The organism is Mesorhizobium sp. GW821-FHT07A06 (assembly GCF_059419085.1).
In genome coordinates this window covers 364,669-377,719 of sequence record NZ_JBWKRC010000004.1, presented here as the reverse complement: position 1 = coordinate 377,719, position 13,051 = coordinate 364,669, and the positions used below count along the sequence as shown (strand labels likewise).

14 protein-coding genes are annotated in these 13,051 nt (G+C 64.6%); 6 read left to right on the top strand and 8 right to left on the bottom strand.

The annotated features are described in order from the left end of the window. Nucleotides 1–118: 118 nt before the first annotated feature. From AC07SZ_RS16120 to AC07SZ_RS16085, 8 genes are all read right to left on the bottom strand, one after another. Nucleotides 119–1,168 (bottom strand): Gfo/Idh/MocA family protein, encoded by a 1,050-nt coding sequence (locus AC07SZ_RS16120; RefSeq protein WP_494915027.1) that lies wholly within the window; start codon nucleotides 1,166–1,168, stop codon nucleotides 119–121. A gap of 16 nt (nucleotides 1,169–1,184) precedes the next feature. Next, nucleotides 1,185–1,970, bottom strand: a complete 786-nt coding sequence (locus AC07SZ_RS16115; RefSeq protein ID WP_494915025.1) for a ThuA domain-containing protein — start codon at nucleotides 1,968–1,970, stop codon at nucleotides 1,185–1,187. Nucleotides 1,971–2,048: 78 nt separating this feature from the next. Then, nucleotides 2,049–2,282, bottom strand: coding sequence for a hypothetical protein (locus tag AC07SZ_RS16110; RefSeq protein WP_081295178.1), 234 nt, complete (start codon nucleotides 2,280–2,282; stop codon nucleotides 2,049–2,051). A gap of 59 nt (nucleotides 2,283–2,341) precedes the next feature. Further along, nucleotides 2,342–2,926: a sarcosine oxidase subunit gamma gene (locus AC07SZ_RS16105; protein ID WP_056577664.1), complete on the bottom strand. Its 585-nt coding sequence runs from the start codon at nucleotides 2,924–2,926 to the stop codon at nucleotides 2,342–2,344. Beyond that, on the bottom strand, nucleotides 2,919–5,927 hold the full coding sequence (locus AC07SZ_RS16100; protein WP_494915023.1) for a sarcosine oxidase subunit alpha: 3,009 nt from the start codon (nucleotides 5,925–5,927) through the stop codon (nucleotides 2,919–2,921). Before AC07SZ_RS16100 ends, AC07SZ_RS16105 begins: the two co-directional genes overlap by 8 nt. Continuing rightward, nucleotides 5,924–6,220 (bottom strand): sarcosine oxidase subunit delta, encoded by a 297-nt coding sequence (locus AC07SZ_RS16095; protein WP_494915022.1) that lies wholly within the window; start codon nucleotides 6,218–6,220, stop codon nucleotides 5,924–5,926. Before AC07SZ_RS16095 ends, AC07SZ_RS16100 begins: the two co-directional genes overlap by 4 nt. A gap of 11 nt (nucleotides 6,221–6,231) precedes the next feature. After that, nucleotides 6,232–6,654 (bottom strand): hypothetical protein, encoded by a 423-nt coding sequence (locus AC07SZ_RS16090; RefSeq protein WP_494915179.1) that lies wholly within the window; start codon nucleotides 6,652–6,654, stop codon nucleotides 6,232–6,234. Nucleotides 6,655–6,656: 2 nt separating this feature from the next. Continuing rightward, nucleotides 6,657–7,910: a sarcosine oxidase subunit beta gene (locus tag AC07SZ_RS16085; RefSeq protein ID WP_140771954.1), complete on the bottom strand. Its 1,254-nt coding sequence runs from the start codon at nucleotides 7,908–7,910 to the stop codon at nucleotides 6,657–6,659. 316 nt (nucleotides 7,911–8,226) lie between these two features. Between AC07SZ_RS16085 and AC07SZ_RS16080 the strand changes: the two genes are divergently transcribed. From AC07SZ_RS16080 to AC07SZ_RS16055, 6 genes are all read left to right on the top strand, one after another. Next, nucleotides 8,227–8,613 (top strand): SET domain-containing protein, encoded by a 387-nt coding sequence (locus AC07SZ_RS16080; protein ID WP_494915019.1) that lies wholly within the window; start codon nucleotides 8,227–8,229, stop codon nucleotides 8,611–8,613. A gap of 176 nt (nucleotides 8,614–8,789) precedes the next feature. Then, nucleotides 8,790–9,056 carry a 30S ribosomal protein S21 gene (rpsU, locus tag AC07SZ_RS16075; protein ID WP_027056687.1) on the top strand — a complete coding sequence of 89 codons (267 nt, stop codon included), beginning with the start codon at nucleotides 8,790–8,792 and terminating at the stop codon, nucleotides 9,054–9,056. Between the two features lie 192 nt (nucleotides 9,057–9,248). Further along, entirely contained in the window at nucleotides 9,249–10,103 is an 855-nt protein-coding gene (locus AC07SZ_RS16070) for a tetratricopeptide repeat protein (protein WP_494915017.1), read from the top strand. Nucleotides 10,104–10,309: 206 nt separating this feature from the next. Then, entirely contained in the window at nucleotides 10,310–10,786 is a 477-nt protein-coding gene (locus AC07SZ_RS16065) for a DUF992 domain-containing protein (protein ID WP_056577674.1), read from the top strand. Between the two features lie 164 nt (nucleotides 10,787–10,950). After that, nucleotides 10,951–11,436: a DUF992 domain-containing protein gene (locus AC07SZ_RS16060; protein ID WP_056577678.1), complete on the top strand. Its 486-nt coding sequence runs from the start codon at nucleotides 10,951–10,953 to the stop codon at nucleotides 11,434–11,436. 178 nt (nucleotides 11,437–11,614) lie between these two features. After that, on the top strand, nucleotides 11,615–13,051 hold the full coding sequence (locus AC07SZ_RS16055) for an MFS transporter (protein WP_056577680.1): 1,437 nt from the start codon (nucleotides 11,615–11,617) through the stop codon (nucleotides 13,049–13,051).

Below are 13,051 nucleotides of genomic sequence, written 5' to 3'. Positions count from 1 at the left end.
AAAAGTGTGCAGCGGTTTTCCCGGGACAAGCGCGTAGCGCTTGCCCTTGGGAATTGCGTCCAAACAGAGAGTTACGCCGAAGCGCGCCTCGCCGGCACAAGCCGGTCGGGAGGCCATGTCAGCCTGTTGTAATCGGCAGCTTGGCGGCTGAACTCTCGAAGGCGGCATCGATCAGCCTCTGCATGTCGGCGGCGCGCCGGAAGGACGGATCGCCGTTCTGCCGGCTATCCAGCGCATCGGCGAAGCGCCGCGCGTTGCGCTTGACGTCAGGCGGCGCCAGCGTGCGCCAACGCTGCTGGTCGACATCCGCGCCAAGGCACGCCGACAGGCTCGATATTTTACCGTCGGTCTCGACCTTGATGGCCCCCTTGGTGCCATGCAGCGCCAGCGACAGATCATTGGCATGTCCGGTCGTGTAGCGGCTCGCCACGATCGTGGCGAGTGCGCCGGACGTCAGCCGCGCCGTCATCGCCACGCTGTCATTGGCGTCGAGCACGTAGTCGCCGATCTGGTCGCCCTCGGCCTTCGGAAACGTCACCAGATCGGCATGCAGACTGAGGATATCCTGGGCGGCGCCATAGGTGGCGAAGTCGAGGATGTGGATGCCGACATCGCCCAGCACGCCGGTCGAACCGTGCCGGCTCGACAGGCGCCACAGCCATTTGTCCTCGACCCGCCAATCGCCCCAGGATTTACTGACCAGCCAGCTCTGCCGGTAGCTCGCCTCGACGTGGCGCAACTCGCCGATCTTCCCGGCCTGCACCATGCGCCGCGCTTCCTGGATCGCCGGCGAATTGCGGTACGTCAGGTTGACCATGTTGACGACGCCGGCCGCCTCGGCCGCTTCCGTCATCGCCAGCGCGTCGGCATAGTTTGGCGCCAACGGCTTTTCGCAGAAGACGTGCTTGCCGGCGGCCAGCAGCGCCAGCGTCGTTGCCTTGTGCACGCCGTCCGGCGTCGCGTTGATGGCGGCGTCGAACGCGCCCCAGGCGATCGCCGCCTCCAGGCTCTCGAAAAAGTCGCCGATATTGTTTGCAGCAGCGAATGCAGCCGCGCGGCCCGGCACCTGATCGACACAAGCGACGATGATGCAGCCGGGTAACGTTGCGAATTCCTCGACATGATGCCCGGCAATACCGCCGGTGCCGAGCAGGAGAAGTCGATGCATCAGCCCAGACCTCTAATCAACTAAGCCCCTTGTCGCCATCGGCATGCAGGCGCAGGCCCTTCTGCACGATCTTCTCCTTGGCCTTGTCCGTCGGCACGTTGGGCGCATTGGTGATGCCCGACCATGCGGGCGCCGGATTGTGTGCCCAGTGCACGGCGTTGCTCAGCACCTGCTGCACGCCCTCATTGTGATAGATCGGATAGGTCTCGTGGCCGGGCGAGAAATAGAAAATGCGGCCCGCGCCGCGCTGGTAGGTCAGCCCGGACCGGAACACCTCGCCGCCCTCGTACCAGGAGACGAACACCGTCTCCAGCGGCTCCGGCACCGCGAACGGCTCGCCATACATTTCCGTTTCGCCGATCTCAAGGCATTCGCCGATGCCTTGCGCGATCGGGTGGCCGCGGTTGATCGCCCAGACGCGCTCGCGTTCGCCGGCCTCGCGCCATTTCAGCGAACAGGGCGTGCCCATCAGGCGCTTGAAGATCTTCGAGTAGTGGCCGGAATGCAGCACGATCAGCCCCATCCCTTCCCAGACCCGCTTCTGCACCCGCTCGACGATCTCGTCCTTGACCTCGCCATGCGCGGCATGCCCCCACCACAGAAGCACATCGGTGGCGGCGAGGCGCTTCTCGCTCAAACCGTGTTCAGGTTCCTGCAGAGTTGCGGTGGTCGCCTCGATCCCCTGGTCCTGGTTGAGCGCCGCGGCAATTGTGCCATGCATGGTCAGTGGATAGAGGTCGCGCACGGCGGCATTGGTCTGCTCATGGACGTTCTCGCCCCAGACAACAGCTTTTATCGGCATTTTCCCTCTCCAAAGCGCTTTGAATATCGCATCCACAGAGGCCTTGGGAAGATGCCTCGCGACCAAAATTACGGGAAATCAGGGCTTGCGGGTTTTCCGGCCAGGCACGGTCTTGGCCTTGCCGGGCTTGGCGGGCGCGCCGGGGATAGCCGAGCTGGTGATCGACACCGGATCGCTGGCCGGGAAAGTATCCTCCAGGCCTTCCTCGAGTTCCTCTTCGGCGTCGGCCTCGCGCCGCTCATGTTCGAGCGAGCGGACCGCCGCGGTCTTGGCTTTGGGCTGCGGCGACTTCGGCGCGGACTTCGACGGCATCGGCGTTTCTCCCTCGAGCTGTCGCCGCACAACGGACGCGGGCGGCAAAACGTTCCGGATCAGCCAGCCGCGTCGCGGGCTCCCTCGGAGAGGAAAGTAAAGACATAGTCCGAGAAGGAACGCCAGCACTCGACCCGGAAGGCGTCATCGGCGGTGCGCAACAGCACGATCTCGGCCTTGCCCAGGATGGTGCGCGACGCCGCCCCGACCGGGAAGGCTTCGAGCGACAGATCCTGCGGGCAGCCTGAGTTGATCGCGGCTTCGGCGGCCGGGCCGGCGACGGAGATCGCGACGTTGCGGTGCGAGATGCCGACCGCCGAATGCAGCGCGGCAACCCCTGCGCAATCGGCTAGCGGATCCTTGCCTGCCTCGTCGATGACAAGCCATTCGTCGGGGCCGAGCCACAGAGCGGTGCGGCCCGCCTTCGACACCGAGGTCTTCGGCTTCTTCGGCAAGGTCAGGCCAAGCGCCTTCGAAAGCGCCGCCAATGAAGCTTCCGGCGCACGCAGCGAGATGCGCTCTGCCGGCGGCAGCACTTCAACCTTCACGCCGGTCGCCGATGTGGCGCGACCGGCCAATGCCGGGCGGCGGTCCACCGAAGGCGATGCGGCCTCAGCCGTCTTCTTTGCAGCAGCCTTAGCCATTGAGGCGGCCTCCCGTCTCGTCGAAGAACACCATGCCGGTAACCTCCACTTCGATCACCCCGTTCGGCATCGGCACATAGAGCGTGTCGCCCATGCGATCACGGCCGCCGGCGACCAGCGCCAGCGCGATCGAGCGGCCGCAATTCTGCGACCAGTAGCTGGAGGTGACATGACCGATCATCTTCATCGGGATCGCCTGCTTGGGATCCTCGACGATCTGTGCGCCTTCCTCCAGCACCACCTTGGGATCCTTGGTTTTCAGGCCGACCAGCTGCTTGCGTCCCTTGGCGACCAGATCCGGCCGCGCCATGCCGCGGATGCCGACGAAATCGGTCTTTTTCTTGCCGACCGCCCAGTCAAGACCGGCATCGTTCGGCGTCACAGTGCCGTCCGTATCCTGGCCGACGATGATGTAGCCCTTTTCGGCGCGCAGAACGTGCATCGCCTCGGTCCCGTAGGCGGTGGCGCCATGCTTCTGGCCCTCGGCCCACAGCGCCTCCCAGACGGCCTGGCCATAATCGGCCGGCACGTTGACCTCGAAGCCGCGCTCACCGGTGAACGACATGCGGAACAGCCTTGTCGGCAAACCGCAGATCCTGCCTTCGCGCACCGACATATGCGGCAGCGCCTCATCCGACATGTCGATGCCTTCGACCAGCGGCGCGATGATGTCGCGCGACTTGGGTCCTTGCACCGCGATGACCGCCCACTGTTCGGTGATCGAGGTCAGCCAGACATTCAGATGCGGGAACTCAGTCTGGAGATAGTCCTCCATGTGGTTCATGACGCGCGGCGCCCCGCCCGTCGTCGTCGTCACATGGAAGCGGTCCGGCGCCAGCCTGCCGACGACACCGTCATCATAGATGAAGCCGTCCTCGCGCAGCATGATGCCATAGCGGCAACGGCCGGGCTCCAGCTTCTCCCACGGATTGGTGTAGAGCAGCTCCATGAATTTGGCCGCGTCAGGCCCGACCACTTCGATCTTGCCGAGCGTCGAGGCGTCGAACAGGCCCGCTGTCGTGCGGACCGCGACGCATTCGCGGTCGACCGCCGCATGCATGTCTTCGCCCGCCTTGGGAAAATACCAGGCGCGCTTCCACTGGCCGACATCCTCGAACACGGCGCCCTGCGCTTCGGCCCACGGATGCGTCGCCGTCCTGCGTGTCGGATCGAACAGCGGACCACGCGCATGGCTGACGATCGCGCCGAAGGTCACCGGCGTATAGGGCGCGCGGAAGGTCGTCAGGCCGACTTCGGGGATCGGCTTGCCCAGCGTCTCGGCGGCAATCGCCAGCCCGTGCATGTTGGAGGTTTTGCCCTGGTCGGTGGCCATGCCGTTGGTGGTGAAGCGCTTGACGTGCTCGATCGAGCGCATGCCTTCATGCACCGCCTGGCGTATGTCCTTGGCGGTGACGTCGTTCTGGAAATCGACGAAGGCCTTCACCGTCGTGTCCGGCCCGGCGCCGGGTGCCGCACCCAGCATGCCGCGCGACCAGCTTTCCGAGGCGTCGACCTTCGGCTTCGTCCCCTTGGCGGTCTTCGCCCCATAACCCGTGGCACTGGCATCCTTGGCCGCCTTGGCGCCAGCCGCATAGGCTTCGTCGACCGTCGCCGAGAGGCCGTCGGTGCCATTGCAGGCACCGACCGAGACGCAATCCTGCGCATAGGTGCCGGGCACGAAGCGCTTGGTCTCGTCGTTGAAGGCAACCTTGCCGCGCGACTGCGAGAACAGATGCACCGAGGGTGTCCAGCCGGCCGACATCAGAATCGCGTCGACGGGAATGGTGCGCTCGCCGCCGCCATTCTTCGGCTGCACCGTCATCGACGACACCCGCAATTTGCCGCCGGCGCGGATCACGGCGCGGCCGAAATTGATCTCGATGCCAAGCGCCCGCGCCTCGTCGATCACCGGCCCGGTCGGATTGTCGCGCAGATCGACGATCGCCGCGACGTTGACGCCGGCCTTCTTGAGGTCGATCGCCGCCGCATAGGCTGAATCATTGGCGGTGTAGACGCCGACATTCCTGCCGACCGCGACGCCATAGTGGTTGAGGAAGGTGCGCGCCGCGCCCGCCAGCATGATGCCCGGCCGGTCATTGTTCGCGAACACCATGTGGCGTTCGATGGCGCCGGAGGCCAGCACGACGCGCCTGGCACGGATCTGCCACAGCCGCTCGCGCGGCAGGTCATGGCCGGGGGCTTTCAAATGATCGCTGACGCGCTCGACCAGGCCAACGAAATTCTGCGCGTAGTAGCCAAAGGCCGTCGTGCGCGAGAGCACGCGGACATTGTCCATGGCGGCGAGCTTCGCCACCGCCGCTTGAGCCCAGGTAAAACCGTTCTGTCCGTCGATCTTCGCGCCGGTCTCGAAACGCAGGCTGCCGCCGAACTCGGCCTGCTCGTCGGCGAGGATGACGCGCACGCCGGTTTCGGCCGCGGCCAAAGCCGCCGCGATGCCGGCGGCACCACCGCCCAGCACCAGCACGTCGCAATGCGCGTAGCGCGAGGAATAATGGTCGGGATCAGACTTGTCCGGAGAAACACCAAGGCCGGCGGCTTCGCGGATCTTGGGCTCGTAAAGGCTCTTCCAGGCCGCCTTCGGCCACATGAAGGTCTTGTAGTAAAAGCCGGCCGAAAACATCGGCGACGCCAGGTCGTTGACCGCGCCGACGTCGAAGGACAGCGACGGCCAGCGGTTCTGCGAGTTGGCGGCGAGCCCGTCATAGAGCTCCTGCACGGTGGCGCGCACATTCGGCGTCTTGCGCGCATCGTCCCGCACGATCTGCACCAGTGCGTTGGGCTCTTCCGCGCCGGCCGACAGGAAGCCGCGCGGGCGGTGATACTTGAACGACCGGCCGACCAGATGCACGCCATTGGCAAGCAACGCGGATGCCAGCGTGTCGCCCTCGATGCCGGTATGGGACTGGCCGTCGAAGCTGAACCGCGCGGTCTTGGCCTGGCTGAGGCGACCGGCGCCCGGAATGCGGAAAGCGCCGCTCATTTGGCAACTCCCGGCAGCTTGGCGGGTTTGGGTTCGCCGGCCTTGTAGGTCATGACGAACTTGTCGGTGACGGTGTCGCGCACGGCATTGAAGAAGCGCGCGCAGCCATGCATGTGCCGCCACCGCTCATAGATGATGCCCTTGGGGTTCGAGCGGATGAAGAAGAATTTCTCGAAGTCGTCGTCGCTCTCGCTGGCAATGTTGGCCGAGCGCGCTATATGCGCCTCGCCGGCGTTGCGGAATTCGAGTTCCGGACGCTCTTCCTCGCAATAGGGGCAGCGGATGAGAAGCATTCTGTTCGTTCCTACAATTCGCCGTGGCCGACGCGGGCGCCGGGGGGTTGGTCGCAAAGCTTCTGGCCCATGGTCACGAACGGCGCGACGAGCCGCAGCCGCTCCTCGACATCAGAGGAGGCGCGGAACAAAGCGCGGTTGGCCATGTTGCCGAGCGTCAGTTGCACGGGGTCGGTCGTGACGATGACGCCACGCGGTTTGAAATCTTCGTCTTCATCCAGGCCCTTCGGCCGGCCTTCAAAGAACATCACAACTTTCTGGCCGGCGCTCCACACACAGGCAAGCGTTCCCTCATCAACCGAAAACGGCCATCCCGCCTCGTTGCCCGCGCGCGTGATCGGCTGCAGCCGCACCTCTTCCGCCGACGGCAAATGGAACATGCCCTGTTCCCCCGCCAGCATCAGCGGCATCGCTACAGCCATTTCGGCCATCATCATCAGTGCGCCACCGCCGCCGCGGCCGCCTCGTCGATCAGGCGGCCGGTGCGGAAGCGTTCGATGGTGAAGGGCGCGTTGATCGGATGCGGATCGTCCTTGGCGATGGTGTGGGCAAAGACATGGCCCGAGCCAGGTGTGGCCTTGAAGCCGCCCGTGCCCCAGCCGCAATTGACATAGAGACCGGGCACCGGCGTCTTGGCCAGGATCGGCGAGCGGTCGGGCGTCACGTCGACGATCCCGCCCCAGGAGCGTAGCATCTTCATGCGCGTGAAGATCGGGAACATCTCGCAGATGGCGTCGAGCGTATGCTGCAATATGTGCAGGCCGCCGGTCTGCGAATAGGAGACGTACTGGTCGGTGCCGGCGCCGATCACCAGCTCGCCCTTGTCGGACTGCGAGATATAGGCGTGCACCGTGTTGGACATCACCACGCAGGGCACGACCGGCTTGATCGGCTCCGACACCAGCGCCTGCAGCGGATAGCTTTCCAGCGGCATGCGCACGCCGGCCATGTTCATGATGACCGAGGAATGGCCCGCGGCGACGACGCCGACCTTCTTGGCGCCGATGAAGCCGCGTGTCGTGTCGACCCCCATGACCGCGCCGTTCGGCGCGCGCTTGACGCCGGTGACCTCGCAATTCTGGATGATATGGACGCCGCGCGCCGAGGCGCCGCGCGCATAGCCCCAGGCAACGGCGTCGTGGCGCGCCGTGCCGCCGCGGCGCTGCAAGGCAGCCCCGACGACCGGGTAGCGTGCGTCCTTCGAGATGTTGAGCGGCGGGCAGAATTCCTTCGCCTGCTCCGGTGTCAGCCACTCATTGTCGATGCCGTTCAGCCGGTTGGCATGGACATGGCGCTTCAGCACCTGGATGTCGTGCACATTATGCGCCAGCATCATGACGCCGCGCGCCGAATACATGACGTTGTAGTTGAGCTCCTGGCTGAGCCCGTCCCACAGCTTCAGCGCGTGGTCGTAAATGCCGGCGCTCTCGTCATAGAGATAGTTGGAGCGGATGATGGTGGTGTTACGGCCGGTGTTGCCGCCGCCCAGCCAGCCCTTTTCCAGCACAGCGACATTGGTGATGCCGTGCACCGTGGCGAGGTAATAGGCGGTGGCCAGGCCGTGGCCGCCGGCGCCGACGATGATGACGTCGTATTCCTTCTTGGGCTCGGGCGAGGACCATTGCTCCTCCCAGCCCTTGTGGCCGCGCATGGCCTCACGGGCGATGGCGAATACCGAATATTTTTTCAACGTCCCAGCCTCGCGCCAACAGATCTCGCGGATTGCAGCCGGGCTTTTGTCAGGCCCGGCGCGCGAGGTGTATCACTAGCGAAACAGCGCTTCCACCCTTGCGCTGTTTGCGACGGCGCTTGCCGTTTTGCGCCACGACGAAAAAGACCCATGCGAGACGTCAAGACATTGGCCGGTTCGGCGGCGTGTCGATCAACCGGACGTGAAGGGTTTTTGCCGCCAACAGGCCTGTTCGTCCAAGTGACGCAGCTCGCCGGTCTTGCTTTTTCCACGCGATTTGGCGATTCCGTTTCCTGTCGAAACGGGTCCCGAAACCATGATGCTGATCCGAACCTATGTGGCCGCGAGCGCAATCGAGGGCGTTGGCATGTTCGCCGCCGAACCGATCCGGAAAGGCGCCTCGATCTGGCGGCTCGACCCGGATTTCGACCGGCTGATCCCGATGGACAAATACGAGGCCGCACCCCCGCCTCTCAAGGAGTTGCTCGACCGTTACGCCTATCCGAGCCCTGATCGGCCGGGTTTCATGGTCTATGAGGTCGACAATGGCCGCTTCATGAACCATTCGGCGACGCCGAACACCGACTTTTCGCAGTATGGCGGAGCGACCGCGACGCGCGACATCGCCGCCGGCGACGAGATCACCTGCGACTACGGCGAATTCTTCGAGGATTTCGAGCGACTGCACCTGGCCACGGCGTAGTCGGCGCCCTATCTCGGCGCTACCGTGGCAATTTGGCAAACGTCCTTCATTTCGACTGTGGACAGAGCGGCCTGATTCTGCTATCAGCCGCCACAATTCGTGGTGTCGACCGCCGCGGAGGCTAGTGGCTATGGCCACTTGCCTGTTGATATCAAACCCGAAAGACAGGATTGCCCGTGCAGGTACTCGTCCGCGACAATAACGTTGATCAGGCGCTTCGCGCGCTCAAGAAGAAGATGCAGCGCGAAGGCATTTTCCGCGAAATGAAGATGCGCGGTCACTACGAGAAGCCTTCCGAGAAGCGCGCCCGCGAAAAGGCAGAGGCCGTCCGCCGCGCTCGCAAGCTGGCCCGCAAGCGCGCTCAGCGCGAAGGCCTGCTGCCGATGACGCCGCGTCCCGTTCCTGCCGGTGGTGCTGCTGGTGCAGCGCGTCCGCCGCGCTGATCATCGCCAATATTTCGTCCTTTTCGAAGGATACCAAGGTGGCGCGATGCGGAATCGCCGCCACCTTTTTGTTTAGAGCGACTCGCGCCCATCCGGGCGCACAAATCACGCTCTGACAGTTTATGACATTGTGACCCGGCCCGGAGGGGGGAACCGGACCTGAACGACGGCGCAAGTGAGGACAGGGCAGACATGAACGCAACGAGCGTGGAGCGCGGGACCGCATTGCGTCGTTTCGCCCTGACAGCGGCCCTGCTTTCCGGATTGGTGCTTGCCGGCTGCCAGACATCGGGCCCGACCGGCGAGTTCAACAACATCGACAAGGCGCAAGGATCGAGCGAGAACATCTCCTCGCTGTCGGCGGTGATCCAGCGCAATCCCCAGGATCCCGAAGGCTACAATGTGCGCGGTTCGGCCTATGGCCGTGGCGGCCAGTACCAGGCGGCGCTCAAGGACTTCAACCAGGCCATCCAGCTCAACCCGAATTTCTACCAGGCCTACTCGAACCGGGCGCTTATCCAGCGCTTCCTCGGCAATCAGGCGGCCGCGCTCGACGACTACAACAAATCGATCCAGATCAACGGCAATTATGATGCCGCCTATATCGGCCGCGGCAATCTCTACCGCAAGGCGGGCCGGACCCAGGATGCCTTCAACGATTTCCAGAAGGCGATCCAGCTCGACACGACCGATGCCCGCGCCTACCACAATCGCGGCCTGATCTATCAGAGCCAGGGCCAGCACAAATTCGCCATCGAGGACTTCTCGACCGCCATCTCGCTGGCGCCGGATGCGGCAGAGCCCTACAACGGCCGTGGTCTCTCCTACCTGGCGACGGGCGACGAGGATAATGCCTTCTCCGACTTCAACATGGCCATCAAGCTCGACAGCAAGAACGCCGAGGCCTGGGCCAATCAGGCGCTGATCTACGAGCGGCGCGGCGACAAGGCCAAGGCGGCGAAATCCTATCGCGAGGCCGTGCGCCTCGACCCCACCTATCAGCCGGCCAAGGATGGTCTGTCGCGTGTCGGCGTCGGCGCCAGCTGACATCGGCTTCGGCAGATCCGGCTAACCATTGCGGCTGTTTGCGTGTCCAAAAGGACACGCCGCGCTGAATATCGTCGCCAATGCGGCAACCCGGCGTTAACCCCCGCGACAAGCCGTCGGCGCTTGCCTTGTTCGCGCCAAGTTTTCGACGGAACGGTCTGGCCATTGATGCCGTTATTTAATGGCAATTGCGAAAGGACGCTCCCATGATCAAGAAACTCGCCTGTGCCGCTGCCCTCGCCGCGACGGTGTTCGCCGCTGCCCCGGCCAGCGCCGGCAAGCTGCAGCTCGGCACGCTCGACTGCACCATCGACGGCGGCACATCCTTCGTCGTCGGCTCCAACAAGGGCGTGTCCTGCGTCTTCCGCCCCTACCACCACGGGCCGTCGGAGATTTACACCGGCGTCATCTCCAAGCTTGGCGTCGATCTCGGCCAGACGCATCAAGGCCAGCTGATCTGGGCGGTCTTCGCCGCGACCCGCGACCGTGATGCCGGCGACCTTGCCGGCAGCTACTACGGCGTCAACGCCGAGGCGAGCGTCGTCACCGGCGGCGGCGCGAACCTGCTCGTTGGCGGCTTCGACAGCGCCTTCATGCTCGAGCCGCTCAGCGTCCAGGCTCAGACCGGCGTCAATCTCGCCGTGGCCGTGACCTCGCTTCAGCTGATCCACTCGCTCAAGTGATCGCAAGGAGCCAAGCGCTCCTCTCTACCTTGCGGCGCGGAACCATACAGGATGGTTCCGCGCCGTTTGATTTTTCGAGCAATTCCAGGAAAAGTGTGAAACGGTTTTCCGTCTGGAATCGCGTCAAAAAAGATAGAGCGGTTCCGAACCGCTCGGGGAACGCCATGCCGAAGACAGCCATCGCCGCTGCCGTGATTGCATTCGTGCTTGGCGTGGCACCGGCGCAGGCGCAGGACCGCGGCATCGAACTCGGCACCCTTGAATGCGCCATATCAGGCGGCACCGGCTTCATCTTCGGTTCGTCCAAGGACCTCAGCTGCACCTTCACCCCGACCGACAGGACCTTCGCGCCGGAAGCCTATTTCGGCGCCGTCAACAAATACGGCCTCGACATCGGCACGACAAGCCAGGCGGTGATGCAATGGCTGGTGCTGACGCCGCTGAAGAACATCTACGCGCCCGGTGCGCTGGCTGGCGACTATATTGGCGCCAGCGCGGAAGTCACGGCGGCCGTCGGAGCCGGCGCCAATCTTCTGGTCGGCGGCTCTTCGCAGGCTTTCACGCTCCAGCCACTCAGCCTGCAGACCCAGACCGGCGTCAATCTCGCCATCGGCGTCAGCCAGTTCCAGCTGCGCAGCACCGAGAATTGACCTCTTGAAAAACCGCTTGTCCTCAACCGCGGTTGAGGTCCTACAAGCCACCCCGACCGGACCGGCACCTCGATAGGCACGTCATCCGGCACCACGGCCGCGCATGGTCCTGCCGGAAAGCCTTGCTGGCTTCTGGTGCCGTACGCCGTGATCGAGATATGCAAAGCATAGGGTGGATATGACTGAAATCAGCACAAACAGGGTCGACTGGCGTGCATTGTGGGCGAGCGGCGATCTGGCGCGCTTCTGCTTCATCAGCCTTGGCATCCTGCTGCATGCCACCAATGAAACGATGGTGGCCACCGTCATGCCGGCCATGGTCGGCGAACTCGCCGGCGTGCAGCTCGTCGGCTGGTCGCTGGCGATCTACGAACTTGGCGCCATCGTCGCCGGCGCCGCCGCCGGACGGCTGGTGAGCTATGTGGCGCTGCGCACCAACATGGTGGTGGCGGCCCTGCTCTACGCGGCCGGCGCGCTGATCTGCGCCACGTCGCCTTCCATGCAATTGTTCCTCGCCGGCCGCCTGATTGAAGGGCTGGGCGGCGGCGCGCTGGTGTCGCTGGCCTTCGTCTCGGTCGAGCGGCTGTTTTCACGCGCCATCTGGCCTCAGCTTTTCGGCATCATGTCGGCGATCTGGGGCGTCGCCGCCTTCAGCGGCCCGTTGCTGGGCGCGATCATGACCGAGCTTTTGTCGTGGCGCTGGGCCTTCGGCGTCTTCACGTTCGGCGGCACGGCCATGGCTCTGGCCAGCTTCCTCGTGTTGAACACCCCGGAAGCGAAGCGACCCATCGCAGGAGCGGGCAAGGCTCCTCCCTTCCCGTTCGCCGCGCTTGGCTGTCTTGCCGTCGCCGTGGTGCTGATCGCCTCGGCCGGCGTCGATATCGCGCTGCTGCGCTCCTCGCTGCTGATCGTGCTGGGCCTGGCCGGCCTGGCGCTGTTCTTCTACGTCGACGCGCTGAAGCCGCGCTCGCGGCTTTTTCCGGCGCGGCTGTTCTCGTGGCGGACGCCGGTGGGCGCGGGCATGACCATGGTCGCGGCCTTTTCCATCGCGACCTGTTCCTTCGGCGTCTACGGACCGCTGCTCTTGACCAGCCTGCATGACATTCCGCTGCTGACCACCGGCTACATCATCGCCGCTGAATCGATCGCCTGGTCGATCCTGTCGATCCTTGTCGCCAACGCCCCGCCACAGCGCGAGCGGCTGATCATTGTCTGCGGCGCATTGATGATCGCGGCGGGCATCGCCGGCTTCGCCTACACGATACCGCTGGGCTCGATCCCGCTGATCCTGGTCTGCGCCCTGCTGCAAGGCGGCGGCTTCGGCATCGCCTGGCCGTTCCTGACCCGCGTCATAGTCGCCTCCGCCCCGGACGACGAACAGACCATCGCCTCGGCCGCCGTGCCGACCATGCAGCGCATCGGCTATGCCGTGGGCGCGGCTCTCGCCGGCATCGTCGCCAATGCCAGCGGCTTTTCGCAAGGGCTGAACCATGATGCGGCGGCCAATGTCGCGAGCTGGCTGTTTCTGGCCTTCGTCCCGCTTGGCATTCTCGGCTGCCTGGCTGCCTTGCGGGCCTCATCGGCGGCAAACCGGCCGCTGGAGGCCATTGGCTGA